The sequence below is a fragment of the Leminorella grimontii genome (assembly GCF_039789245.1).
Taxonomy (GTDB): Bacteria; Pseudomonadota; Gammaproteobacteria; order Enterobacterales; family Enterobacteriaceae; genus Leminorella; species Leminorella grimontii.
Map to the genome: position 1 here is coordinate 1,555,092 of NZ_CP146357.1, position 25,298 is coordinate 1,580,389.

Here is a 25,298-nt window from a genome sequence, read left to right on the forward strand (position 1 = left end):
GCTAGTTCCTCAATGCCTGGACGCTTTCAACCAGCGATGCCAGCTGAACAACAACGCGATCGCCGACGTCTGCGTTATCGCCGCCCAGCGCCTTGTTTTTCATAAAGTCGCGCTTAATTTGCTGCCAGCGCAGGGTCTCTTCCGGCGACATGGTGTCTCGAATTTCCGCCAGCTTAAGCAGGTTCTCTTCTGCGCCTTGAGTCAGCAGCTGCGCTTCTCCCAGATAGTGATCGTCAAGGATCTGGCGAATTTCTGCGGCGTTCATCACCGCCGAGATCTTCTCGGCCAGCTTGTTCATGTTGCGGTAGCTGCCCTGAAGCTTAAAGGGCGGTTCGGTTCGGTACTTATCCGACTGCGCGGCGCTGGCGATGTACTGCTGGTTGACCTTCAGCACCACGTCGCGCAGTGAAATCATGCGTTCCAGAATGGCGACGATCTCGCTAATTTCCGCTTCGCTATACTGATAGCTTAGCGACGTTGCGGAGAACGGCTTGCCCATGGCCTTATCGACAAACAGATAGAGATCGTTCATATCCCGCAGCGCCAGCGGCGCCAGCACAGGATTGGACGTCAGGCTGTTTTCTATATAGCTTAAGGCAAAGGCCTCTTCCATTCCGCCGAGCACTTCGCCCAGATTGTAGATGTCCGCTCGGTTGGCCAACATGTCGGGAATTTTGAATACCTCGCCGGATTCCGTATACGGGTTGCCGGCCATGACGACGCAGAACTTTTTGCCGCGCATGTCGTAGGTTTTGGTCTTTCCTTTCCAAACGCCCTCGATGCGCCGCGTTCCGTCACACAGCGAAATAAACTTCTGCAGGAACTCGGGATGCGTATGCTGAATGTCGTCCACGTACAGCATCACGTTGTTGCCCATTTCCAGCGCCAGGTTGAGCTTTTCCAATTCCTGGCGGGCGGTGGCGTTCGGCGCCTGCTCGGGGTCGAGAGAAAGCACGTCGTGCCCCAGAGCAGGACCGTTGATCTTCATAAAGATCAGGCCCAGGCGGTTAGCGACGTACTCCATCAGCGTCGTTTTGCCGTAGCCGGGCGGAGATATCATCAGCAGGAGGCCCATCAGGTCTGTCCGCTTGTTTTCACCGATGGTGCCGATTTGCTTAGCCAGGTTATCGCCGATGATAGGTAGATACACGTCGTTAATCAGCTTGTTGCGAACGAAGGAACTTAGCGGCTTGGCCTTAAATTCGTGCAGGCGCAGGGCGTTTCTTTGCTCATTTAGCGCCTCCTGACGCAGCGACTGATAGCGCTGATAGCCGGGAATGAAGACCTTACGCTGTTTGCGCATGCGTACGAAGTAGTCGTCTAACCTCAAGAGCAGAGACCTGTCGACGATAAGCGGATGTTCGCCCATCAGATCGCTTACCGTGAAGTGCAAATCGGCTTCGCTAAAGCGGGCAGTGGCCGATTTGTCCAACAGCGTGAGAACAACCGCTTCGGCAACGTAGTCGCACAGCGAAGCGTATTCCGGCAGAGAGCATAGCCCCTTGAGCCAGTTTTCTATCAGCGACCAGCGCTGGGCGTAGCGATGGCCCAAGTTCTGCTGGGACTGAATAAAGTCGCGCCACATGTGGGCCTGCGTTAGCCTGGCCTGCAATCCCTCCAGCAGCGTTTTAGCGTATTTGCTAAACGTAAACTCAAGGGGAGAGCGTCCCAGCGCCAGGCTGAGATATTCGGCAGCCTGGTGCTGTTGGTAAGGCTGGCAGCTTATCGGATTTTGCTCAAGGAACAGGCTTAACTCGGCCTCTATTTCCGCCTGCAGATCGAGCAAGCCTGAGTCGTGCCGGAACAGCTGTAAAATATTAAGGCTGGTGCGTGCGCGCTCCGGCCACAGCGACGGCAGCTCCTGCTTTTGTACGTGCTGCCAGAACAGCACCGCCAGGCCGCGCGCCAACGGGTTAAAGCGCAGCAAATCCGCGCTTTGCCCGACCGGAATCAGCTTTTGTAAAATCGCGACGGCGTCATGGTCGTGAATGCCTTTTTCATACCCTTCGCGGTAGCGCGGCGCGGCGAAGTCCCGTACCGCTTTTTCCAGCGCTTCCGGCTGATTAAGCAGGCTGGTCAGCGACTCCAGCGTTAGCCCGTCCTGCTCTTTGCTTGCCGCGTAAATCATCGAATAGGCCAGATACTCAGCGCGATAAACGCTGTCGGACTCAGACTCTATTGAAATCGGCCAGTAGTCTTTCAGCTCGTCGAGTTCAGGCGTATTCAGCGGTTCCTGATAGTCGGTACCGGTCAGGTGTAGGAACAGGCGATCGCCGTGGGGCAAAATCGTGAGATCCAGCTCCTGCGTGTTGACGCTGAAACGATGGCGAGGGCCCAGTTTGATAACGCTGCCGTCGTTTTCAAAGATTTCCGACTTGTCCCTCAGGCTGCGGATAGCCTGATCGCGGGCGGCTTTGAACTTGGCGTCGATGTCGTCCGCTTTGACGCTGTCTTTCAGATCCCTTAGTCGCTCAACGATTTCCCTCGTTTTCAGCGAAAGAGGATCGGAGGCAAAGAACGCATTGAGCTCGTCCTGCGCGTTAAACTTGGCGGTTCGTCTGCGGATGCTGTCCAGCAGGCGTTCGGCGGCGACCTGAAGGTTTTGCGCCTTGCGTTGGCGCTCGTCAAGCAGCGCCTGCTTGTGGGTTTCAAACGTTTCCAGCAGCTCTTCGCGCTTACCGAGAATGTCGTTTAGAAACTCATCGTGTTCGCTAAATTGGCTTTCCAGCTCTTCAAGCTGAACCAGCAGCCTTGAAAGCTGTTCATCGCAGCGCTCTGGGTCGGTTGCCAGCGAGAGCGCGTTGGCGATCCCCTGGCTGAACAGCTTGAACTGGGCGCCGAACTGAGCGACGGACTCGGTTGAGGTTTGCTCTTTACGGCGCTGCTGTAGCCGGGCTCTGGCTTGATTAAGCCGGGCGTAAATCTCTGAAATGGACTCAATGATGCGCGTTTGCTGCGTAGTGTCTTCAAACCGAAGCGACGCCATCAGGTTGGAGAGCATGTCCAAGTCTGCCGACATGGTGTCCATGTCGGCCATCGGCTCGGCCAGTTGGGCGCTGTTGACGGCCTCCTGGGTTTGCTTTTCCAGATTTTGCAGGCGCTGATTGAAAGGGACAAGCGCCGCATCGCCGGCAAGAAACGACGCCGTCGCCAGCGAGATACGCTGCTGGCTTTCCGCCAGCTGTTTTTCCATCTCGTCTAAGCGGGCCAAATCGATATAGCGGTAGTCGCGCAGGGTGATAAGGTGGCCGCGCTGGACGCTCAGGGCGTTTAGCGCATCAACGAACTGCTGCGCGTCGGTCCAGCTGTCCGGCAGCATGGCGGACAGCAGCTGCTTTTGGCGCGTCGTCGCTTCGTTCATCGCACGTACGGACTGGCGGCGAATGCTTTCTACTTTTTCGTATTCGTCCAGCACCAGCTCGCCGGTTTGTGCGATTTCTTTAAGCAGGATGGCGGCAAACAGGCTGTGCTCATCGTTAAGCCAGTAGTAGATGTCTATCAGGCGACGGGCGTCCTGACTTAGCTTTTCATAAAGCTGAGAGGAGATCTGCTGCTGTTCGATCTCTCTGGCGATGTGGTAAAGGTCGGAAATCCCTCGCACCAGCTCGGCGTTGCCGATGCGGCCAAAGAAGCTGTTCTTGGCCGGCTGGCGCGCCGCGAATTCTTCCGAGTAGAAGGGCGTTTGCCAAATCTGCATGGGATGAATGCGCGTCGGCTCGTCGGACTGACCTTCAAACAGCACCATTTTGCCGTCTTCCAGCATCGCGTAGCCGTGACCGAACAGCGGATTTTGCAGCCTGCGTTCGATCATGTTGTAGTTGAACAGCGCCAGCCGGCCTCGGTTGGGCTCATAAAAGATGTACATGACGTCTTCGCCGTTCGGCGAACGCCTCACGCGGCGAAAGCGCATGCCGTCCATCGGCTGGTCGAAGGTTTTGTACTCGCCGTTTTGCAGGTAGTAGCCACCGGGGAAAATGATGCCGTGGTCTTCCGGCAGCTGGATACAGGCCTGTCCGATGGCGTCGATGCGCTGGACCGTTTGCGTCAGCGTGTTATAGACCAAATAGCGCCAGCTCTCTTCACGGTAGGGCAGCACTTTGATAAGGATCAGGCTGCCGGTTTGCGCATACTCGATTTGGGCGTCGTCCAGAGATTGCGTTTTATCCAGCACCGCTTCGCGATAGATCCCCAGCCCGTCCTCGGTGTTGTTTTCACACTTGATAGTCAGGTCGCCGCCGATGGTTTCCACAAACACCGTATCAAGGATGTTCATGTGTGGATGTCGGCCGTTAACGGCGTTTTCTCGCGTGGTTTTGTGCCATTCAAAGTCGTAGGCAGGGGGAAGGGCGATGTCGCGCTCGCCGCGGTTATCGATATAGCGGATTTCCGTCTTATCGCTTGAGATAGACCAGCGGAACACGCGGATGTCGGTGATGCGTTCACCGATCTGAAAGCTGGCCAAAAGCTTGCCGTCGCGTTCGACCAGCTGTAGCAGCTGCGTGTTCTTGTAGTAGGTATAAAGCTCGTTGAAGTCCTGCACGAAGCTTTGAACGTTTAAGAACGTACCGGCCAAGGGGACGGACTCAACGTCGTATTCGCCGTTTTCCTCTTTTAACCGATAGAGAGAGAACACGTCTTCGATGCGGGTTTCTCTTTTTAGCCCGATAAAGACGTTATAGCCAAACAGCAGCCAGTCGCCGACGCGAACAATATCGCGGGCGACGCAGTTGTTTTCGGTACGAATACGAATGCGGCCGATGGCGTCCATTTGGCTTTTGCCAAACTCTTCCAGACGCCGGGCATTGAGCACGGCGGCTTTCTCATGCAGCTGTTGACCCTGTTCAGACAGCCGCTTGCGTAAGATATCGTAGGCGCCGCCTTCGGCAACGGCGTTATCCAATAATTCCTGTTCGCGCTGGTTTGTTTGACTGTCTGACATAGCGTGTAGCATTCCCTTTAACGATTCTACGCGCGCAGCCGGCGGGCTTGCGCGCTTCATAAGACTGACTGAGATAAGAACACGGCGCCGTATGCTTATCTCAGCCAACGTGGGCTAAAAACGCCCGACCTTTACCAGAGTAAAAGCCGGGCGCAGAGGACGTTACTCTTCGCTCACGCCGTGGTTGCCTGACGCACCGGGCAGCGCTTTAGTGGCGCCAAACTGCTTTATCAGCGCCTGAACTTCAGGGTTTTGCAGCAGGGCGTCGAGGTCCAGCTTTTGGCCGTCCTTGCCGCTTAACAGCTTATCGACCACGTTTTGCACCAGCGGGCTCTTTTCCACCACGCCGTTAATGGCTTTGCCTACGCTTAGCGCTTTAGAGAAGGTGTTAAAGAAGCTGCCGTCACCGCCCACAATGTCGATGTTGGTCTTGCTGAGGGCCGACGCCAGAACCTCCGCCTGCTCGCGAGCAATCTCTTTGTTGGCGGCAATTTCGGCCATGGCCTGCTCAAAGTGCTTCTCAAGACGCATGCGGAACTCTTCGTGGCTACGTGCCGTATCGTTGAGGTTGCCCATAGCGGTGAACTTGTCGGTCAGACCGTCCGCCTCGGCCTTCAGGCGCTGGCGAATCACTTCGGCCTGCGCGGAGCCCAGTTGGCCCTCACCGCGAGCCTGTGCGCTCAGTTTTTCTTCCAGGATCTTGGCTTCCGCCAGACCCAGCTTCTCGTTAGCGGTGGCCTGTTGTTCGTCGCCGCGCGCTTGAGCGCTCAGCTTTTCTTCCAGCACCTTCGCGTCCGCCAGCCCTTGCTTCTGAGCGGCTTCGGCCTGCGCTTCCATCACGCGAGCCTGAGCCAGACCTTTTTCCTGGGTGCCGCGGGCTTCGGCCAGCAGCTTCTCGGCGGTGATGTTAGCCTGTACCAGACCCTCTTTCTCTTCCGCCTCGGCCTGCGCTTGACGCACGCGAGCTTCCGCTAGCCCGGTTGCGGCCTGCTCGGCCTCGATACCTTCGGCCATACGCTTCTTGGCTTCCGCCTGCTTGGCGGCGGCTTCCAATTCGGCCTGAGCCATGGTGCTTATTTCCAGCGCCCTAAACTTCGCGCTGTTTTCATCGGCTTCCGCTTGCTTGACCTGACGCACCAGCTCCTGTTCGGCCGAGGCCTGAGCCTGGATCACGGTGACCTGCTTCTGGCGGTCGGCGTCGGAGATCATGCGAACTTCTTTGATGCGCTCTTCTTCCTGAGCGACGGTTTTTTCCACCGCGACGCGCTCGCGGATCACGTTAGCGATGTTCTTACGCTCTTCTTCCAGCGCCTTCTCTTTTTCGATGCGCTGTAGCTCGACTTCACGCTGGCGAGAGACCACTTCCAGCTCTTTCGCGCGGGTGACCTTTTCCATTTCAATGGTGACCGCGCGGGTGCGGTTTTGCTGTGCGACTTCCACTTCACGCAGGCGATTTTCTTCGCGAATTTCAATTTCCTGCTGGGTTTGGATGCGGGCCTGTTCGGCCTTCAGGCGCTCTTCTTCCTTCACGCGCAGCGTTTCAGCCGCTTCACGTGCGCGGATGCTCTCGATTTCGCGCTGCTGGCGGGCTTCGGCGTCGGCCTGCTGACGCTCCAGCGCCAGGCTGGCTTCGCGGGTTTCCACGTTTTTCTTCTGGATGGCCAATTCCTGATCGCGTTCTTTCTGGTTGGTCTCGATGTTGTGGATAGCCGTGATTTCGGTGATCTTACGGATACCTTCGGCATCGAAGATGTTGTTCGGATCGAGGGAGCTTTTCGGCGTTTGTTCCAAATAGTCGATGGCGACGTCTTCCAGCGCGTAGCCGTTAAGATCCTCACCGATAACGTCAACGATGCGGTTGCGGAAGTTCTGGCGGTCTTCAAACAGCTTGGACAGCTCGAACTGCTTACCGACGGTTTTCAGCGCTTCGGAGAACTTGGCGTTAAACAGCTCGCTGACCGCCTGGTGATCGGAGGCGCGGTCTACGCCGATAGACTTGGCGACCTTCAGCACGTCTTCCGTTGTTTCATTTACGCGCAGGTAGAAGGCAACGGTGATGTCGGCGCGCAGGTTGTCTTTACAGATAAGGCCGTCTTTGCCGCGGCGGTCTACTTCAAGCGTCAGCAGCGAAATGCGCATGAACTCTTTTTTGTAGATAACGGGATAAACCAGCGCGCCGGTAAAGTGCACCTTGGGCTGAGCGGTCATGTCGTTGACGATAAGCGCCGTCCCCTGAGGCACCTTGATGTAGAACGCCTTAAAAAGTCCAAATACGCCTAAAGTAAAGACGATGAACCCGCCGATGCCGACGAGAAACGGCATGAGGTTTTCCATAGCCATAAGATGAGTGTCTCCGTGTTATACAAAGGGGGCTGGGCCCATAAGCTTAAGGTTTAAAACCGCTACCGGCTTTTAGTCGATAGCCATTATTCGAATTCGCCCCGAGCCGCCGTAAGGGAGAAGGACCGCGCTTGAACGAGCCGCGGCATTCCCACAACATGCAACGGGTAGTGCGCGAGGCTATAGTCGATTAAATTCTTCTTCGCTGACCACGTCATAGCTGTGGGTTGCGGCGCTGTAGCTGATAATGACGACGCGGTCTCCGCGCTTGAGGCCTGCGTCTTCCGCCGCTCTGATTTGTAAGATAAGGCCAGCGCCGCCGTCTTCCATTAGGGCTTCGCCACGGCGCTCCGTGACGCTGTCTGAGCGCACTTTAGCCACTTTGCCGATCAGGTTTTTTACGCTTTTTTCTACGTTGGTTTTAGCGAGGATCGGGCGAAACGGTTTCAGGATGAAGGCGGTTATCAGCAAGGCTACAAACGAGACAGCAACAAGTACGACGACGCCGAGAGGATAACGAATCAGGTCGGTGTCAATAAATCGTAAGAACCAGTGAACGCTAAAGTAGCTCATAAACCAGCCGATAAAGCTGAAAAATGAGAGGATGATGGTGATGGGAATGCCCGCCAGGCCGAACTTCGCCAGCCAGCCGGCCAAGCCGCTGAGGTCTGCGCCATCGATGTCGACATCGGGCGTGTCAACGTTGAGAATATCGGCGTCCATAAGGCCAAAAGAGGCGCTTATCCAATAAAGCAGCGTCAGAACCAGCAGGCCGCTGAAGATGATTGCCGGGAAGGTTAGACAGTTTTGCAAGAATACGGCCATCAGAATCCTTTCTAAAATAGTGTATCAAGGTGAGTGTCCAAAACTGTCTTTAAGTAGAACAGTTTTTGCCTCGCTTTTGTAGTGCAAATCCCCGCTTTTTTCGTTTTTTGAGACCCTAAGTTCGATGTTCGTATTATTTTTAACCAGTTATGCGCTGAAAGAAAAAATCAGAAAGAAAATCAGCGAGTAAAACACGTTTATCAGCGGCGTGGCGATCGAGTATAGTGGCGGCTTAACGTTATAACGTCGTGACCGTTTATCGGACGCTGAGCTTAGCTCATTCATGTTTATCAGCTTAGGAGCGTTGACCTGCCATGCGTGGACCTTACGCCGTTCTCTTTTTATTTTTGCTGGCAATCGCGTCGGGCTGCACCCCGCTTAAGGACAGGGGAGACTATTGGGTTGACGAAAGTTACTCTGCGATAGGCAGTGAACCGCGCATTCAATCGCTGATTTTCCACTATACGGCGGAAAACTTTCCCGTTTCTTTGCGGGAGCTGACCGGCGAGCGGGTCAGCAGCCATTACCTTATCGACAGTGAGCCTCAGACGATAGGAGGAAAGCCGACCGTCTTTCAACTGGTGCCCGAATCGCAAAAGGCCTGGCACGCAGGGGCAAGCTTTTGGCGCGGTCAGTACAGGCTGAACGATACGTCGATTGGCATTGAAATCGTTAACTGGGGCTTTAGGGATGAACCGAACGTAGAGCGCTGGCAGCCCTACAGCGAAAGCCAGATTGAGCTGCTCATTGCGATGTCGAAGGACATCATTGCGCGCTATAACATAAGGCCGGAAAACGTGCTCGGCCACAGCGACGTGTCGCCGCAGCGTAAAGTCGATCCGGGGCCGCTGTTCCCTTGGGAGCGGCTTGCTCAAGCGGGCATTGGCGCTTGGCCGAATGCGGACGATGTAGCCAGACGCCTGAGCGTACGGCGCGAACGGGAAGCGGTCAACCTTGAAGAGCTGCAAACCAACCTGAAGCGTTACGGCTACGAAATAGACGTCAGCGACCGCATGGATGCGCAAACGCGCAGCGTGGTCAAAGCGTTCCAGATGCACTTTCGTCCGTCAAACTACGACGGCGTGCCGGATGCCGAAACGATGGCCATTCTGGATGCGCTGCTGATGAAGTATCACGACGGCTTTTGACCGTCGCGCTCTAACGCCAGCTCCGCGATGCGCTTCGCCATGCCCTTGAAGATGAACAGATGGGCCGGCATCATGGCGAACCAGTAAAGAAGCCCGTTGAAACCGGCCGGATGCCACCACGCCCGCACGTCAATTTGGCGATACTGCGTCGTATCCGTAATGGTCAGAGTGAGTCTCCCCAGCCCCGGCGCCTTCATGCGAAACAGCATGGCCAGCTGTTTTTGCGGTTTGATAGTAATTACCTGCCAGGCGTCGATGCGATCGTCTATCTGAAGCTCTTCCCGGTCGGGGCGGCCATAGCGCTTTTCTCCGCCGACCAAATCGTCTAAAACCGCGCGGATTTTCCACAGTACGTTAGCGTAGAAATAGCCGCGCTCTCCGCCGATTTGCTGGCAGACCCACCACAGGCTTTCGGCGCTGGCGCGGGTTTTCACGCTATAGCCCGCCTGTTTGGGATAAAAGGCGTATCCGGGCCGCCAGCGGGCTTTGGCTTCGGGGGAATAGCCCCAGTCGGTGGAGTTAACCGCCTGTTGCTCTTTTTGCATCGTCCTGCGCACCGCTTCGTCATAGTCGATGAGGGTCTGCGGGATAAGCCTGCGTATTTGCGTATCGTCGGCCGGTAAATCGTGCTTTAACCCCTCAATCAGCGCTTTTGCCGTAGAGGTCGGCACGGTGGTTATCATATTCAGCCAGTAGATGGAAATCAGCTGTGTAGGCAGCGGAATAGGGATTATCCAGCGCTTTTTCCCCGCAAGGCGAATGAAGCGCTCAAACATGTTTTGATAGCTAATATATTCCGGGCCGCCGAGGTCGAAAATTCGATGCTCCTCAGAGGGATGCGCCAGAATTTTTGACAGGTAAATCAGCAGGTTTTCCAGTGCGATAGGAGAGGACTTGGAGCGCACCCAGCGTGGCGGAGTCAGCACCGGCAGGCTGTAGACCATGTCCCTCATGACTTCAAACGCCGCTGAACCTGCGCCGATGACGATCCCTGCGCGCAGCTCAGTAACAGGAATACCGCTGGCGCGCAGAACTTCACCGGTAATTTTTCTCGCCGTCAGGTGCAGAGAATGGCTACGCTCTTTGGGCTGAAGCGCGCTTAAAAAGACGATTTGCTTAACGCTAGAGAAACGCAGCGCCTGCTGCAAGTTTTGTGCAGCCAGGCGCTCGCTGTAGAGAAAATCGCTGTTATCCGCCATGCCGTGTACCAGATAGTAAAGGACGTCGACGTTGTTTAGCACCGGCGCGATGGTTTCCGGCTGCAAAAGGTCAACGTACTGGCAGGACACGTTAGGAAAATTCTGTTCTTCCAGCCAGCCGATTCGCCGACCGGCGGCAACGACCCGATGGCCATCGGCAACAAGATAGGGAAGGAGGTTTTGGCCAATATAGCCGCTGGCTCCTAAAACCAGTACGCGTAGTGGCGTCATAGGGTGTGACCTTAACCTATAGATTCTAAATAGTTCGAGTATAGTCGTAGTCGTGGAGATGCGGCTCGATAAAATAGACTCTATCATAGTGAAAGTTAAAAAGTTATTTTTCTGTATCTTTTCTGTTAAATTACGGCGACTGTGCCTGCCGCATGAGAATGAGCAATGAAAGAAAATATTTACGACAGCGAGCGCTTTTTTGAAAAATACCGCCGTTTTCCCCGTTCGGTTCAGGGGCTGGCCGCGGCGGGTGAGTGGCACGAGCTGGAAAAAATGCTGCCTGACTTCGCTGGAAAAAGGGTGCTGGATTTAGGCTGCGGTTTTGGCTGGCACTGTATTTACGCTGCCGAGCGCGGTGCGGCATCGGTGCTGGGTACGGATATTTCCGCCAACATGCTGTCCGTCGCCCGAGAAAAGACCAGCTTTTCGAACGTGGAGTATCGGCAAATAGCGATAGAGGACGTTAACCTGACGGCGCACAGCGTGGACGTGGTTATCAGCTCTCTGGCGCTGCACTACGTCGAAGACTTTGAAAGCGTCTGCCAGCGGGTGTATGAAGGGCTGGCGCCAGGCGGTACGTTCGTCTTTTCCGTCGAGCATCCGGCGTTTACCGCCTACGGTACGCAGGACTGGTACTTCGATAAAGAGGGAAACCGCCTGCATTGGCCGGTCGATCGCTATTTTACGCAAGGGTGGCGCAAAGCGGTCTTTTTAGGTGAAGAGGTGCCCAAGCACCATAAAACGCTGACAACCTACATTAACGGGCTGCTGAAAAGCGGATTCAGGTTAACTTCGCTAGTCGAACCTCAGCCTGCGCCGCATTTATTGGAGGCGGTGCCGGAGATGGCCGACGAGCTTCGCCGCCCGATGATGCTGCTGGCGGCGGCGGTTAAGCCCTAATGGCGCGTTGGTCGCCGAGAGGCGGCGACCGTATTTACACGTGCGTCAGGCGATTTCTACGCTGCCCGTCAGTCGGCAGCTACAGGCCAGAACGTAACCCATGCTGATTTCATCGTCGGTCAGCGTTGACTGGCTGCTGGTGGTGTAGTCGCCCTGTAAAATTTGAGTTTTGCACGAGCCGCAGATGCCGGAGCGGCAGGCAGCAATCACGGGCAGTTTGTTTTGTTCCAGTGCGTACAGCAGCGTAGCGCCCACCGGCACGGAAAAGTCCTGCGCCAGGCGGCGAACGCGCATTTTTATTTCATCGCCGTTGCCGTCCGCATTTTCCGCCGAAGAGTGAAACCTTTCCTGATAGAAACGCTCTGGCGTAATGCCCAGACGTTCACACAGCGCCTGCGCTTCGTCCATGTAGCCTTCGGGGCCGCAGGTCATCACGATGCACTTTGTCAGATCGGAAACATGTTGGCGGACCTGCTCTTCACTAAGCCTGCCTTGAAGAAAGCCTTCTGAGACAGATGCGCTGGTTGCCAAGCGAAACCGGAGCCTTTGTGGATGATTTTCGCAAAGCGTACGCCACTCTTTGGCAAAAATAACGTCGTTGGGCGTATGCACGTGATAAATCACGGTCACGTCAGAGTTTGGCCTGTTGGCTAACAGCCAGCGCGTCATGGACATAATGGGCGTTACGCCGCAGCCTCCCGCCAGCATAAGAAAGGGGGCATCGCCCTTATCGGCGCAGGTGAACTCACCCTGCGCGTCCGACAGCCAGAGGGTGTCTCCGGGCTTAACGTCCTGTGTCAGCCAGTTTGAACCCTCGCCGTCTTCAATACGACGGACGGTGAGCGTGATAAAGCGGCTGAGGCCCGGCGATGAAGAGAGGGTATAGGCGCGAAGCACGGCGTCGCTGTTGCGAATGCTGACCAGCGCATACTGGCCGGGAGAGTAGGGGTAAAAGTCCTGAGCGATAAGCTCGAGCGTCCAGACGTCGTCGGTTTCCTGATGAACGCCGTGAACCTGCATAGCGTTGGGGCAAAGGGAAGTCGGAAATGTCATCGTTATCACCTTGAAAGATGCGGGAGCGAAGGGCGCTCGCTCCCGCAAAGCCGGAAAGAGATATTATGCCGCGAGGATCTCTTCCATATCCTGTTCTACGGTGGTTATCGAGCGCAAGCCGAAGTTGTCCTTCAGTACGTTCATCAGGTTATCCGTCAGGAAGGCAGGCGCGGTAGGGCCGACATAAATATCCTTTACGCCCAGCGCCAGCAGCGTCAGCAGAATGACGATAGCCTTTTGTTCAAACCAGGACAGCACCAGCGTCAAAGGCAGATCGTTAACCGTACAGCCCAGTTTTTCTGACAGCCTGACCGCCAGCATGATGGCGGAGTAGGCGTCGTTGCACTGGCCGACGTCCAGAAGGCGCGGCAGGCCTTCCAGCGTACCGAAGTCCAGCTTGTTGAAGCGATACTTACCGCAGGCCAGCGTCATGATCAGGCAGTCCTGAGGCACGCTGCGGGCGAAGTCGGTATAGTAGCTGCGCTCCGTGCGGCTGCCGTCGCAACCGCCGACCAGAAAGACGTGACGAAGCTTTTTCTGCGAGACTAAATCGATAACCGTGTCAGCCGCGTTTAACAGCGTCTGGCGGCCGAATCCGACGGTGATATTATGCTCAAGTTCGCTGTAAGGGAAGCCCGCGAGAGACTGAGCCTGTTCGATAATCTGGCTGAAGTCGTCGCCTTTGAGATGCTTGACGCCCGGCCAGCCGACGATGCTGCGCGTCCAGATGCGATCGCCGTAGTTACCGACGTTAGGATCGATAATGCAGTTTGATGTCATGACGATGGGGCCAGGGAACTTGGCGAATTCGGTTTGTTGATTCTGCCAGCCGCTGCCGTAGTTGCCGACCAGATGCTTGAACTTGCGCAGCTCCGGATAGCCGTGGGCCGGCAGCATTTCGCCATGGGTATATACGTTGACGCCGGTGCCTTCCGTTTGTTGCAGCAGCATGCGCAGGTCTTTCAGGTCATGGCCGGAAATCAGAATCGCTTTACCGGCGACGGGCTTCACGTTAACGGATACCGGCGTCGGATCGCCGTAAGCGCTGGTTTCACCGTGATCGAGCATGGCCATGATGCGAAAGTTCATGTGGCCAATCTGCATGGATTTTTCCAGCAGATCGCCCATCTCGCTTGGCTGCGTTCCCAGCCAGGACATCAGCTGATGAAACTCGGCGTATACGCCTTCATCGTACTGGCCCAGCACCAGTGCGTGCTCCATATAGGCGGCGGCGCCTTTTAGCCCGTAGAGGCAAAGCATTCTCAGGCCGTGAATGTCGTCGCCGATTTCCGTTTTGTCCTTGTTCAGCGCAAATTCTGTCGCCTGCTCGAGCAGTTGAGGAAGCGTATCGGCGAGGGTAAGTTTCGCCATCGGATGGTCAAGAGTGACTGCGGCGTTTTGAGCCTGGCAGCGTTCGGCCAGAGAGGCTCTCATTTCGATAGCGTCTCTGGCGTAGGCGATGATGCGGTCGCTGTCGAAGTTAACGTTGGTGAGGGTGGAGAAAAAGGCTTTAGGTACGAAGGCGTCAATCTGATGATCGACAATGCCCAGATCGCGCGCTTTAGCCGCCCATGCTGAAAGCCCCTCCAGTACGGCAACCAGCAGGTCCTGCAGGTCTGAAACTTCGGCCGTTTTGCCGCACATGCCTTGAGCATAGGAGCAGCCGTTGCCGGCAGGAGTACGGATAGTTTGTTCACATTGTACGCAATACATAATGAATTATCCTATAAGTTGTATTTTATATTCATGTTTAATGGTAAGGGAGAGCGGCGCGTTTAAACAGGACTTTTTAGTGCAACTTCAAGGTCGCTTGATCGAAATCAATATTTTCTGCAGAAAGGCCTTCAGGCCGCCGAGAATAGCGCCATAAAGACCGGGGCGAGGAGGCTTAGAATAAAGCCGTGAACGATGGCTGCGGGGACGATTTCTACACCGCCGCTGCGCTGTAGAACCGGCAGAGTGAAGTCCATCGACGTAGCGCCGCAAACGCCGAGCACCGCAGACTGGCGGCGTTGGATAAGTGAAGGAATAACCAGGATCGCGGCCAGCTCGCGCGCTAAATCGTTAAAAAAGGCGGCGCTGCCGAGGACGGGGCCGAAGGCGTCGGTAAGTAAAATGCCGGAAAGGGAATACCAACCGTATCCGGAGGACATGGCGATGCCGACGTTAATCGGCAGCCCAAGAAGTAGCGCCGCAAGCGCGCCGCCGACGGCGGCGCTGAGGGCGACCGTCAGCGCAATCGCCGCACCGCGCTTGTTAAGCGTGATTTCTTTAATCGTCATCCCGCTGTTTCTAAGCTGAATGCCTATCAGAAGCAGCAGAATAACCAGCGCGACTTCGCTGGCGGTAGAGGCATGCTTTAGCCAAGGGTAATGGGTCAGGCCTATCAGAAACCCACCCGCAACGACGCCGCAAAGCTGCAGCGACTCCAAAATCATGTGCAGCCGGGAGCCGGCCTCTTTTTTCAGACGGGGCAAACGCCAAGGCCAGCGTTTATCCAGAAGGAGCAGCGCTATCAGGTTGGTGCCGAAAATAGCGATAAAAAACGTCACGCTGTAAAGCAGAATGGTTTGCAGGTTAGCGGCAAGATTGTCGAGAAAGGCCAGGCTAATCCCCATAAAAAACAGTATGATGTAGACCATCGCCCCCAGCGTTCGGTGGATCGTGCGCAGCGCATCGACGCTCTTTAAAGGAATGAGGTAGCCTGCGATGAGTGGGAGTAAAACGATGGCCAATCCGGAATACATAGCCTTCCAACGGCGTTAGTGAACAATAGGACAACGCTAACCAAAAGCGGTCGCAGAGTAAAGGCGAGGCAGGAAAAAAGAGCGCATAAGCGGTTTTACCTCTCGTTTTTTACGGCGATCCGTCGCATTTGAAGTCGACTGGAATATAATTATGTTATCAGTCAGCCAATTAAAGTTAAGAAAATAGCCTAAACGACCGACTTGGGAGAAAACAAAGCATGTTTTTAGAGCGCGTTGAAATCGTCGGTTTTCGAGGTATTAACAGGCTATCGCTGTTGTTGAACGACAACGTGGTTTTAATCGGTGAGAACGCCTGGGGTAAGTCCAGCCTGCTTGACGCGCTGACGCTGCTGTTTTCGCCCGGCAACGGGCTCTATCAGTTTAGGCTACAGGACTTTCACTATCCCTTAGGCGATATTTCATCCCGGCTTGACCACCTGCACATTGTCCTAACGTTTTGCGCCCGTGAAGTGGATACGCCCGAACAGCCCAAGTTTCAGCGCATTCGCCCTCTATGGGTAAAAAACGGGGACGCGCTGTCCCGTATTTTTTATCGCCTCGAGGCCGACGTTCAGGAAGACGAGAGCGTGGTGACGACCCGCTCGTTTCTTGATAGCCACGGTCAAACGCTGGAGCTGGACAACGTCGACGATATCGCAAGAGAGATAACGCGCCTGCATCCCGTACTGCGGCTGCGGGACGCGCGATTCGGGCTGCGCCTGAAGAACGGCTCGTTGTTTAGCGAAGGCGAGAACGATACGCTGACCCGGCAGCTCAGCCGGCTGGCGACCGAGCTGGAGTGCAACCCTCACAAGATTAGCGACAAGGAGCTAAAGCTCGGGCTTCAGGCCATCCACGCGCTGTTAAAACACTACTTTTCCGCACAGTTTGCCAAAGAGGGCGGAGAAACCGCGACGTATCGTAACGAGCGCTATCGCCGCGATACCCTACTGTGGCAGTCGCTGACTTACTTAAACCAGCTGCTGTCAGAACCGGAAAGCCGCCACATGCGGCTAATTCTTCTGGGCGTGTTTTCCGCGCTGATTAACGCGCGCGGGCCGGAATATCTGGACGAAAAGGCCATTCCTCTGCTGCTGATTGAAGACCCGGAGAGCCGCCTGCACCCGATTATGCTGTCGGCGGCATGGGGGCTGTTGGACAACCTACCTTTGCAGAAAATTACCACCACTAATTCCGGAGACCTGCTGTCTTTGGTTCCTTTAGAGAGCGTAAGTCGGCTGGTGCGCCAGTCAAACCGTACGGCGGCGTTTAAAATTGACGCCGGCGAGCTTAACGTTCAGGAACGTCGGCGGATTTCGTTTCATATTCGGCTCAATCGCGCCTCGTCGCTGTTCGCCAGAAGCTGGTTACTGGTGGAAGGAGAAACGGAGGTATGGCTGCTAACCGAGCTGGCGCGCCAGTGCGGCTACCATTTCGAGAGCGAGGGCATCAAGGTTATCGAGTTTGCCCAAAGCGGGCTGAAGCCGCTGCTTAAGTACGCCAGCCGCATGGGCATCGAGTGGCACGTTTTGGTCGACGGCGACGATGCGGGAAAGAAATATGCCGAAACGGTGCGCTCTTTTGTCAACGGCTCCGGCGACAGCGATCGCGAGCGGCTGACCCAGCTCCCCGCATTGGATATGGAAAACTTTATGTACAAGGCCGGGTTTAGCGAGGTGTACCACACCGCGTCGGGAATACCGATGAACGTCCATATGCCGATGCGTAAAATCATTAGTAAGGCAATTCAGCACAGCTCGAAGCCGGATTTAGCCATTGAAGTCGCAGAACGTGCGGGCGCGCTGGGGACGGAGAGCATACCGCCATTGTTAAAAAGGATGTTCTCTCGCATTCTCTGGCTGGCGAGGGGAAGGGCAAGCGCCTGACGCTTCAGCAGCAAGCGGTTTCTCTTCCCCGGGCGCATAAGAATATGCGCCTTTTCTTTCCAACGGTTTAGCCGATAGGTGAAATAGTTACAATAAATTGTTCTCTTTAACGCACACAAAAATGGCTGATTATTGAGATACCATTGAGGCAGAAAACCCTACGCGAGTGTTGAAAAAAGAAGAAAAGAGCCCAATGATAGTGGTAGAGAATATCCCCCACATTGCACCGTTCTGAAACAGACGCCAAGCGTAGAGTAGATCGGTAAAATGAGTAAAGAAGAGTAAGCGTCATGAGAGAACGGCACGTAACGCATGAATAATTTACACGATTGGCTAAGCTTGGAAGAGAGCGTAGCGTCAGAGGAAGAAGCCGCGCTTAAACAGCAACCGCCGCCGATGTATCAGGTTATACTGAATAATGATGACTATACGCCGATGGATTTTGTGGTGGAGGTTTTACAGAGGTTTTTTTCCTTCGATCTTGAAAAGGCAACGCGGCTGATGTTGGCCGTTCACTATCAGGGAAAAGCAATATGCGGGGTATTTACTGCGGAAATTGCCGAGACCAAAGTTACGCAAGTTAATCGCTACGCGCGAGAGAATGAGCATCCGTTGCTGTGTACGTTAGAAAAGGCCTGAAAAGGCGATTGATGAGGAGGTGCCCATGCTTAATCAAGAACTGGAACTTAGTCTCAATGTGGCATTTGCGAGAGCCAGGGAACAGCGTCATGAATACCTGACCGTAGAGCATCTTCTTCTTGCTTTATTAAGTAACCCAGCGGCCAGAGAAGCGCTGGACGCCTGCCAGGTTGACGTCGTCACATTGCATAATGAGCTGGAAACGTTCATTAGCCAAAACACGCCCCGCCTACAGGAAGGGCGTCCTGAATCCGATACTCAGCCGACGCTGAGCTTCCAGCGGGTTTTACAGCGCGCCGTGTTTCACGTGCAGTCGTCTGGCCGCACGGAGGTCAACGGCGCCAACGTGCTGGTGGCCATTTTTAGCGAGCAGGAGTCCCATGCGGCCTACCTGCTGCGCAAGCACGACGTCAGTCGCCTCGACATCGTGAACTTCATATCCCACGGTACCCGTAAAGACGGCTCTCAGGACGACATGGGAGCCCAGGGCTCGCTGTCTAACGAAGAGGAGCAGCCCGGCGGTGAAGAGCGGATGGATAATTTCACCTCCAATCTCAATCAGCTGGCGCAAAACGGCGGTATAGATCCGCTGATTGGCCGCGAGCTTGAACTGGAGAGAACCATCCAAGTGCTGTGCCGTCGCCGTAAGAATAACCCGCTGCTGGTGGGGGAGTCCGGCGTTGGCAAAACGGCGATCGCCGAGGGGCTGGCGTGGCGCATCGTTCAGGGGCATGTCCCCGAAGCGATGGCTAACTGTACCGTATATTCGCTCGACATTGGCGCGCTGCTGGCGGGAACCAAGTATCGCGGCGATTTCGAAAAACGCTTCAAGGCGCTGTTAAAGCAGTTGGAAGCCGACAAGAACAGCATTCTGTTCATCGATGAAATTCACACCATCATCGGGGCAGGTGCCGCCTCCGGCGGGCAGGTAGACGTCGCAAACCTGATTAAACCGATGCTGTCTAACGGTCGGATCCGCGTTATGGGTTCGACGACCTATCAGGAATTCAGCAATATCTTTGAGAAGGATCGCGCGCTTTCTCGCCGCTTCCAGAAGATTGATATTACGGAGCCTTCCGCTGAGGAGACCGTACAGATTCTGATGGGCCTGAAGGCGAAGTATGAGCACCATCACGACGTACGCTATACCACCAAGGCTATTCGCGCCGCGGTTGAGCTGTCGCAGAAATACATCAACGACCGCCATCAGCCGGATAAAGCGATTGACGTGATTGACGAGGCGGGGGCTTATGCGCGCCTGGTGCCGGCCAATAAGCGGAAAAAGACGATTAACGTCAGCGATATTGAAACCATCGTAGCCAAGATAGCCCGCATTCCGGAAAAGACCGTGTCGGCAAACGACAGAACGGTGCTGAAGACGCTGGCGGAGCGGATGAGCATGATGATTTTCGGTCAGGACAACGCCATTTCGGCGCTGACGGAGGCCATCAAGATGAGCCGCGCCGGGCTTGGCGACGATCGTAAGCCCGTCGGTTCCTTCCTGTTCGCAGGTCCTACCGGGGTCGGCAAGACCGAGGTGACGGTTCAACTGGCCAAGGCGCTGGGCATCGAGCTGCTGCGCTTTGATATGTCCGAATACATGGAACGCCACACCGTCAGCCGCTTAATCGGCGCGCCTCCCGGCTATGTCGGCTTCGATCAGGGCGGTTTGCTGACCGATGCGGTGATCAAACATCCGCACTCGGTGCTGCTGCTCGATGAAATCGAAAAGGCCCATCCGGACGTCTTTAACCTACTGCTGCAGGTGATGGACAACGGCACCCTGACGGATAACAACGGTCGTAAGGCCGATTTCCGCAACGTCATTTTGGTGATGACCACCAACGCCGGGGTACAGGAGACGCAGCGCGAGTCCATCGGTTTCAGAGTGCAGGACAACCGTACTGACGCGCTGGGCGAAATCAAGAAGGTGTTTACGCCGGAATTCCGCAACCGGTTGGACGGCATCATCTGGTTTAACCATCTGTCCGAAGCGGTTATTCAGCAGGTCGTCGACAAGTTCATCGTCGAGCTTCAGGCGCAGCTGGATGCGAAGGGGATTTCGCTGGAAGTTAGTCAGGACGCTCGCCGCTGGCTGGCGGAAAAAGGATACGACAAGGCAATGGGCGCTCGCCCCATGGCAAGAGCGATCCAGGAACACCTGAAGAAGCCGCTAACCAACGAGCTGCTGTTCGGCAAATTGGTGAACGGAGGCTCGGTCAGCGTAACGCTTGACGCACGCACGAGCGCTTTGGCGTACCAGTTTGAAAGCGTGAAAAAGGCGAAAATAGAGAAGGCCGTTCACTAACGTATCCTATACTACTCTAAATAATTCGAGTTGCAGGACAAAACGCCCACGGCGTTTTGAACAGCGCTTGCGCTGGCCCTGAAAGGGTGAGTCCCGTAGGGGCGAATCACGCGGCAAGAGAGTGAATCCCGATGAGCTTACATAAGTAAGTGATTCGGGTGAACGAGCGCAGCCAACGCATCTGCAACTTGAAGTATGACGAGTAGAAATAAAACGCCCTTGCCGTTTCAGGTAAGGGCGTAGGAGCGCTTATCGCTCCACGGTTTACGCATGTGCGTATAAACCGTCTATTAGCGGCTACGGAAGATAATGCGGCCTTTGCTCAGGTCGTAGGGGGTCAGTTCAACGGTGACCTTATCGCCGGTCAGAATGCGGATGTAGTTCTTACGCATTTTGCCAGAGATGTGGGCTGTCACAACGTGACCATTTTCCAGCTCAACGCGGAACATAGTGTTAGGCAACGTTTCTAAAATGGTGCCCTGCATTTCAATATTGTCTTCTTTGGCCATTGAATCCTCTAGGTTTAGCTACCTTAGTTTTTAACCGGCAAGATAATGCCGAAAAACAAGCAAAGAGTAAAGAAAAGAGTGCGAACTAAGCCGGGTTATTACGGTTATGAATTAGTTCGGCCGCGTATTATAGCGCGCTATTTCTTTTAAGGGTTTTTATTATAGCTGAAATTTAATTCCTGTGGTTGCCAGCAGAGTGAAGGGAGCATATGGTCTCGAAGATCTGACAATCGCTGTCGATAGTCCGAGCGGGGGATCTCTATAGCACCGAGAGACGCCGTGTGGTCGTTAAGGATCTGGCAGTCGATGAGTCTGCCGCCGTAGTCAATAAAGTGCCGACAGAATGCGTATAGCGCAAGCTTAGAGGCGTTGCTTCTTCGGCTGAACATCGATTCACCGCAAAACATGGCGCCCTGTGCGATGCCGTATAGTCCGCCTATCAGCTCATCCTCCTGCCAAACTTCAACCGAGTGGGCTATGCCCTGATGGTGTAGCTGCAAATACGCCTTTTGCATCTGCGGCGCAATCCAGGTGCCTTCATCCCGTTCGTTCGCGCAGGCGTGAATAACGTGCTCGAACGCGTGGTTTAGCGTGACGCGAAAATCCGTACGCTTTAAGAACTTGACCATGCTTCGGCTGACGTGCAGCTCACCGGGCAGCAGCACGGCCCTTGGGTCCGGAGACCACCATAAGATAGGATCGTCGGGGCTGAACCAGGGGAATATCCCGTTTCGGTAGGCGTTTTTCAGCCGTTCGGGCGAAAGGTCGCCCCCCAGCGCCAAGAGACCGTTAGGGTCGTTCAGCGCGAGGTCTATTGGCGGAAACTCAATAGAGTGGGGAGAGAGCTGAATTAAAGGCATTTGTTAACGTTCACCTTATCGCTGATGGAAGCGATAGTATTGTCCCTTCTGCGCCAGCAGCGTCTCGTGGTTGCCCTGTTCAACGATGTGGCCCTCGTCCATTACGTAAATTTTATCCATATGGTCTAAGTCTGACAGGCGGTGGGTGATCAGAATGACCGTCTTTTCCCGGCAGTGGGTGCGAAGCGCAAGCAGAATTTGCTTTTCCGTGTCTGCGTCCAGCCCTTCCGTCGGTTCATCGAGCAGGACCAGCGGAGCGCCGTGCAGCAGCACTCTGGCTAGCCCGATGCGGCGCTGTTCGCCGCCGGACAGCGGACGACCGCCTTCGCCGAGCCAAGCGTTCAGCCCCTCTTTTGCAAGCAGAGCGCCGAGCCCTACGCGTTCCAGCACATCAGACAGGCGGGCATCGTCAGCGTTTGGCGCCGCCATCTTCAGATTATCGCGGAGCGTCGCGCTGAATATGTGAACCCGCTGCGTAACGACGACCATCATGTCGCGCAGGGTTGCCTCGTCGTAGTCGGCCAACGGGCGTCCATTAAGCGTAATCTGACCATACTGCGGGTCCCAGGCCCGCGTAAGCAGCTGAAGCAAGGTCGATTTGCCGCAGCCGGTGCGGCCCAGCAAGGCTACGTGTTCACCGGCGTTAACGTGAAAGTCGATGTCTTTCAGCACAGGAAACGGCTGATTACGATAGGTAAATTCAATCGCCTGAACGGAGAGAGCCGCCTGCGGCGAAGCGCCAACCTTCTGCGTAGGAAATTCTACCTCAGGCTTTTGTTCAATAATCTGGTGTACCCGTTCGGCGGAAGACATCACCTGTCCGAGATGGAGGAAAGCGCCGGCGACCGGCGCAAGCGCTTCAAAGGCGGCCAGAGAAATAAAAACGAACAGGGCGATATAGGCGCCAGGATGAGTATCTCCGCCAATGCCTGCGGCAGCTAGCCAAAGAATGAGAATAAACGTTAGCCCGGAAGCCAGCGTCATCAGCGACTGAGAGGCGGCATTGAGCCGAGCCTGCTTTTTCTGCTGAGTTAGCCACTGCCGTTCGGTGTCGTCCAGCTTATGGCGAAACGCGCCTAAGGCGCCAAAAACGGCCAGCTCCGCCTGGCCCTGCAGCCAGGCGGTTAGCTGCCCGCGATAGTCGCTTCGTAGTGAGGTCAGCGCAACGCCAATCGGCTTGCCGGTTCGATAGAACAGCGCAGGGATGACGCACAACAGCGCCAGCATAATGCCGCCCAGCGTCAGGGCCAGGGAGACGTCGAGAACGCTAAGGCCGATAGTAACGACTAAAATGACGGCAACGGCGCTGACCAAGGGCGACATAAGCCGAAGGTAAAGGTGGTCAAGCGTATCGACGTCGGCCACCAGTCGGTTAAGCAGCTCGGCCTGATGGAAGCGGGCAATCGCGCCGGGAGAAAGCGGCAGGATCTTCTGAAAGGTGAACGTACGCAGGTGCGCGAGCACGCGAAACGTTGCATCATGACTGGCCAACCTTTCGGCGTAGCGAGCGGCGGTGCGTATAATCGCGGAACCGCGCACGCCGGCGGCAGGCAGCATGTAGTTAAAGGTCAGCAGACCTGCCAGCCCGGCCAGCGCCGAAGCGGCTAAAAACCAGCCGGACAGGGTGAGCAGCCCTATGCTTGCGAGGATCGTAACGATTGCCAACGCCATGCCGAGCGTCAGGCGAAACCAATGGCGGCGATACAGAGCCAGGAAGGGCAGCAGCGCTTTCATTTTTATACCTCCACGCTTCGGTTAGACAGCAGGTCGGCAAACGCGCCGGGGGACCGAGAGAGCGTTTGGTAGTCTCCTTGTTGGATAATCTGCCCTTTATCCATGACCCAAATCTCATCAAAGCGGGCGGTATCTTCAAGGCGATGGGTGACCAGCAGCGTCGTTTGTCGCTCGGCGGCGTCGTTCAGCGCCGCCATAACGAGGCGTTCACTGTTTGCGTCCAGGCTGGCGGTGGGCTCGTCTAATAACAACAGATGACAAGGGGAGAGCAGGGCGCGAGCCACCGCGACTCTTTGCGCCTGCCCGACGGACAGCCGGGCCGCGCCGTCGCCTACCTCTGTTTCCAGCCCTTCAGGAAAACGCGGCAGAAATTCGTCGACGTAGGCTCTGCGCACCGCTTGGGCGATTTGTTCTTCCGAGGCATCCGGAGAAGAAAGCGTAATGTTCTCTCTCAGCGTACGTTCCGGCAGGTGGGGATTCTGTCCAACCCAGCTTAAGTTCTGGCGCCACTGCTCGGCGCTCAGCGCCTTTAGCTCCGTACCGTTGACGGTGAGCGAGCCGCGATAAGGGAGAAACCCAAGCAACAGGTTAAGCAGGGAGCTTTTTCCCGCTCCGCTGTGGCCGACGATGGCGACTTTATGGCCCGGCGACAGCGAGAAGCTGAGCGGGCCGGCAAGGGGGTGGCCATCGGGAGACAGGATTTCCAGATTTGTGGCTTGAAGTGTGACGTTGTCACTAACGTTCAAGGAGGCCTTCTTCTCAGCCGCCGCTGGCGCAGCGTCGGTTTCTGCGTTTAAAAATGTCTCCAGCGTTTCCGCCGCGCCAATCGCCTGAGCCTTGGCGTGATAGTAGGTACCGAGGTCGCGCAGAGGCTGGAAAAACTCCGGCGCCAATATTAAAACCAGAAAGCCGGCGAAAAGCGTAACGGGCGTGCCATAGTGGCCAAAGTTCAGCTCTCCAAGGTAGGAGAAGCCAAAGTAAACGGCGGCGACGGCGATAGAGACTGACGCGAAAAATTCCAACACGGCGGAAGAGAGAAACGCCAGCTTCAATACGTCCATCGTGCGAGAGCGAAAGTCTTCCGAGGCCTGGCGAATCTGTTCGGTTTCCGCCTCGGCGCGGTGAAACAGGCGTAGAGTATCCAATCCTCTCAGCCTGTCTAAAAAGTTGCCGCTCAGGCGCGCCAGAGCGATAAAGTTGCGCCGGTTGGCCTCGGCCGCGCCCATTCCAACCAGCGCCATAAAGATAGGGATCAGCGGTGCGGTGACGAATAAAATCAGTCCCGCAATCCAGTTGATGGGAAAAACGGCGGCTAGAATTAGCAGCGGAACGGTGACGGCCAGCATCATTTGGGGCTGATATCGAGCGTAGAAATCCTGCATATCGTCAATCTGTTCTAAAATCATCGTCGCCCAACTGCCGGCCGGTTTTCCCTGAATCCAAGCCGGGCCTAGCGCTTCAAGCCGGTTGAGCACCTGTTGGCGGATAGACTGACGGATAGTCGCTCCGTAGATAAATCCGGCCTGCTCCCGTAGCCAGACCAGTACCGCACGCAGTGCTACGGTGGCAATCAGCAAAAGAAAGTAGGTGGTAAGAGAAGAGCGGGAAACCTGTTCGATAATGAGCTCATGCAGCAGCGTCGCTAAAAGCCACGCCTGGCCGATAATCAGCAGGCCGCTAAGAAGCCCCAACAGCGTCGATACGCGTAACCAGCGGCGGGCAAGTAAACCGTTATTCTTTAACCAGCGCGTGAGTTCGCGCTGCCGTGTTTTTTTCATTTCAGACATAAGAATGGACTGGTTAGCCTTACGATATGCGGTTTAGGATACCACACCGCTGTAAAAGAATAAGGCGACCTGAGGTCGCCTTACTATATTGAGGTAGCTATAAATTCAACACAATAGCTATTATTTGTTATTTATACTCGTCGTCCTTCAACTTGTAGCTGCGTTGGCTGCAAATATTCGGCCCATTTATGGG

The 25,298-nt window shown here is 55.4% G+C and carries 16 protein-coding genes; 5 read left to right on the forward strand and 11 right to left on the reverse strand.

Annotation, left to right across the window (positions count from 1 at the left end; translation table 11 throughout):
• Position 1: 1 nt before the first annotated feature.
• The 3 genes from V8L73_RS07505 to V8L73_RS07515 form a co-directional block, all read right to left on the reverse strand.
• Positions 2-4,939: a DNA repair ATPase gene (locus V8L73_RS07505; RefSeq protein WP_347254533.1), complete on the reverse strand. Its 4,938-nt coding sequence runs from the start codon at positions 4,937-4,939 to the stop codon at positions 2-4.
• Between the two features lie 162 nt (positions 4,940-5,101).
• Positions 5,102-7,279, reverse strand: a complete 2,178-nt coding sequence (locus V8L73_RS07510) for a flotillin family protein (protein ID WP_347254534.1) — start codon at positions 7,277-7,279, stop codon at positions 5,102-5,104.
• Between the two features lie 180 nt (positions 7,280-7,459).
• Positions 7,460-8,104, reverse strand: a complete 645-nt coding sequence (locus tag V8L73_RS07515; protein WP_347254535.1) for a ubiquinone biosynthesis protein UbiH — start codon at positions 8,102-8,104, stop codon at positions 7,460-7,462.
• Between the two features lie 314 nt (positions 8,105-8,418).
• Between V8L73_RS07515 and V8L73_RS07520 the strand changes: the two genes are divergently transcribed.
• Positions 8,419-9,252 (forward strand): N-acetylmuramoyl-L-alanine amidase, encoded by an 834-nt coding sequence (locus V8L73_RS07520; RefSeq protein WP_347254536.1) that lies wholly within the window; start codon positions 8,419-8,421, stop codon positions 9,250-9,252.
• Here the strand turns inward: V8L73_RS07520 and V8L73_RS07525 are convergent.
• Entirely contained in the window at positions 9,237-10,682 is a 1,446-nt protein-coding gene (locus V8L73_RS07525; protein ID WP_027274484.1) for a DUF2867 domain-containing protein, read from the reverse strand. The genes V8L73_RS07520 and V8L73_RS07525 overlap by 16 nt on opposite strands.
• Positions 10,683-10,847: 165 nt before the next feature.
• Here V8L73_RS07525 and V8L73_RS07530 point away from each other — a divergent pair, with 165 nt between their 5' ends.
• Positions 10,848-11,582 (forward strand): class I SAM-dependent methyltransferase, encoded by a 735-nt coding sequence (locus tag V8L73_RS07530; protein ID WP_347254537.1) that lies wholly within the window; start codon positions 10,848-10,850, stop codon positions 11,580-11,582.
• Positions 11,583-11,627: 45 nt separating this feature from the next.
• Here the strand turns inward: V8L73_RS07530 and hcr are convergent, their stop codons facing one another.
• The 3 genes from hcr to V8L73_RS07545 form a co-directional block, all read right to left on the reverse strand.
• Entirely contained in the window at positions 11,628-12,635 is a 1,008-nt protein-coding gene (gene hcr / locus V8L73_RS07535) for an NADH oxidoreductase (RefSeq protein WP_347254538.1), read from the reverse strand.
• Positions 12,636-12,698: 63 nt separating this feature from the next.
• Positions 12,699-14,348, reverse strand: coding sequence for a hydroxylamine reductase (gene hcp / locus V8L73_RS07540; protein ID WP_347254539.1), 1,650 nt, complete (start codon positions 14,346-14,348; stop codon positions 12,699-12,701).
• 131 nt (positions 14,349-14,479) lie between these two features.
• Positions 14,480-15,382, reverse strand: a complete 903-nt coding sequence (locus V8L73_RS07545; RefSeq protein WP_347254540.1) for a lysine exporter LysO family protein — start codon at positions 15,380-15,382, stop codon at positions 14,480-14,482.
• Between the two features lie 218 nt (positions 15,383-15,600).
• Between V8L73_RS07545 and V8L73_RS07550 the strand changes: the two genes are divergently transcribed.
• From V8L73_RS07550 to clpA, 3 genes are all read left to right on the forward strand, one after another.
• On the forward strand, positions 15,601-17,268 hold the full coding sequence (locus V8L73_RS07550; protein WP_347254541.1) for an ATP-dependent endonuclease: 1,668 nt from the start codon (positions 15,601-15,603) through the stop codon (positions 17,266-17,268).
• Positions 17,269-17,580: 312 nt separating this feature from the next.
• Positions 17,581-17,907 carry an ATP-dependent Clp protease adapter ClpS gene (gene clpS / locus V8L73_RS07555; protein WP_261831623.1) on the forward strand — a complete coding sequence of 109 codons (327 nt, stop codon included), beginning with the start codon at positions 17,581-17,583 and terminating at the stop codon, positions 17,905-17,907.
• A 25-nt stretch (positions 17,908-17,932) separates the two neighbouring features.
• Positions 17,933-20,215 carry an ATP-dependent Clp protease ATP-binding subunit ClpA gene (gene clpA / locus V8L73_RS07560; RefSeq protein ID WP_027274491.1) on the forward strand — a complete coding sequence of 761 codons (2,283 nt, stop codon included), beginning with the start codon at positions 17,933-17,935 and terminating at the stop codon, positions 20,213-20,215.
• A 290-nt stretch (positions 20,216-20,505) separates the two neighbouring features.
• On the opposite strand, the gene infA is transcribed toward clpA, so the two are convergent.
• From infA to cydD, 4 genes are all read right to left on the reverse strand, one after another.
• Positions 20,506-20,724 carry a translation initiation factor IF-1 gene (infA, locus tag V8L73_RS07565; protein ID WP_027274492.1) on the reverse strand — a complete coding sequence of 73 codons (219 nt, stop codon included), beginning with the start codon at positions 20,722-20,724 and terminating at the stop codon, positions 20,506-20,508.
• A 146-nt stretch (positions 20,725-20,870) separates the two neighbouring features.
• Positions 20,871-21,584 carry a leucyl/phenylalanyl-tRNA--protein transferase gene (gene aat / locus V8L73_RS07570; protein ID WP_347254542.1) on the reverse strand — a complete coding sequence of 238 codons (714 nt, stop codon included), beginning with the start codon at positions 21,582-21,584 and terminating at the stop codon, positions 20,871-20,873.
• 15 nt (positions 21,585-21,599) lie between these two features.
• Positions 21,600-23,318: a heme ABC transporter ATP-binding protein/permease CydC gene (gene cydC, locus V8L73_RS07575; RefSeq protein WP_347254543.1), complete on the reverse strand. Its 1,719-nt coding sequence runs from the start codon at positions 23,316-23,318 to the stop codon at positions 21,600-21,602.
• 2 nt (positions 23,319-23,320) lie between these two features.
• Positions 23,321-25,096 carry a heme ABC transporter permease/ATP-binding protein CydD gene (gene cydD, locus V8L73_RS07580; RefSeq protein WP_347254544.1) on the reverse strand — a complete coding sequence of 592 codons (1,776 nt, stop codon included), beginning with the start codon at positions 25,094-25,096 and terminating at the stop codon, positions 23,321-23,323.
• Between the last annotated feature and the right edge of the window lie 202 nt (positions 25,097-25,298).

Excerpts from the sequence above, each read along its gene's own strand:
- V8L73_RS07505 (WP_347254533.1), bottom strand. The coding sequence starts at position 4,939 with ATGTCAGACAGTCAAACAAACCAGCGCGAACAGGAATTATTGGATAAC.
- V8L73_RS07510 (WP_347254534.1), bottom strand. The coding sequence starts at position 7,279 with ATGGCTATGGAAAACCTCATGCCGTTTCTCGTCGGCATCGGCGGGTTC.
- V8L73_RS07515 (WP_347254535.1), bottom strand. The coding sequence starts at position 8,104 with ATGGCCGTATTCTTGCAAAACTGTCTAACCTTCCCGGCAATCATCTTC.
- V8L73_RS07520 (WP_347254536.1), top strand. The coding sequence starts at position 8,419 with ATGCGTGGACCTTACGCCGTTCTCTTTTTATTTTTGCTGGCAATCGCG.
- V8L73_RS07525 (WP_027274484.1), bottom strand. The coding sequence starts at position 10,682 with ATGACGCCACTACGCGTACTGGTTTTAGGAGCCAGCGGCTATATTGGC.
- V8L73_RS07530 (WP_347254537.1), top strand. The coding sequence starts at position 10,848 with ATGAAAGAAAATATTTACGACAGCGAGCGCTTTTTTGAAAAATACCGC.
- hcr (WP_347254538.1), bottom strand. The coding sequence starts at position 12,635 with ATGACATTTCCGACTTCCCTTTGCCCCAACGCTATGCAGGTTCACGGC.
- hcp (WP_347254539.1), bottom strand. The coding sequence starts at position 14,348 with ATGTATTGCGTACAATGTGAACAAACTATCCGTACTCCTGCCGGCAAC.
- V8L73_RS07545 (WP_347254540.1), bottom strand. The coding sequence starts at position 15,382 with ATGTATTCCGGATTGGCCATCGTTTTACTCCCACTCATCGCAGGCTAC.
- V8L73_RS07550 (WP_347254541.1), top strand. The coding sequence starts at position 15,601 with ATGTTTTTAGAGCGCGTTGAAATCGTCGGTTTTCGAGGTATTAACAGG.
- clpS (WP_261831623.1), top strand. The coding sequence starts at position 17,581 with ATGAATAATTTACACGATTGGCTAAGCTTGGAAGAGAGCGTAGCGTCA.
- clpA (WP_027274491.1), top strand. The coding sequence starts at position 17,933 with ATGCTTAATCAAGAACTGGAACTTAGTCTCAATGTGGCATTTGCGAGA.
- infA (WP_027274492.1), bottom strand. The coding sequence starts at position 20,724 with ATGGCCAAAGAAGACAATATTGAAATGCAGGGCACCATTTTAGAAACG.
- aat (WP_347254542.1), bottom strand. The coding sequence starts at position 21,584 with ATGCCTTTAATTCAGCTCTCTCCCCACTCTATTGAGTTTCCGCCAATA.
- cydC (WP_347254543.1), bottom strand. The coding sequence starts at position 23,318 with ATGAAAGCGCTGCTGCCCTTCCTGGCTCTGTATCGCCGCCATTGGTTT.
- cydD (WP_347254544.1), bottom strand. The coding sequence starts at position 25,096 with ATGAAAAAAACACGGCAGCGCGAACTCACGCGCTGGTTAAAGAATAAC.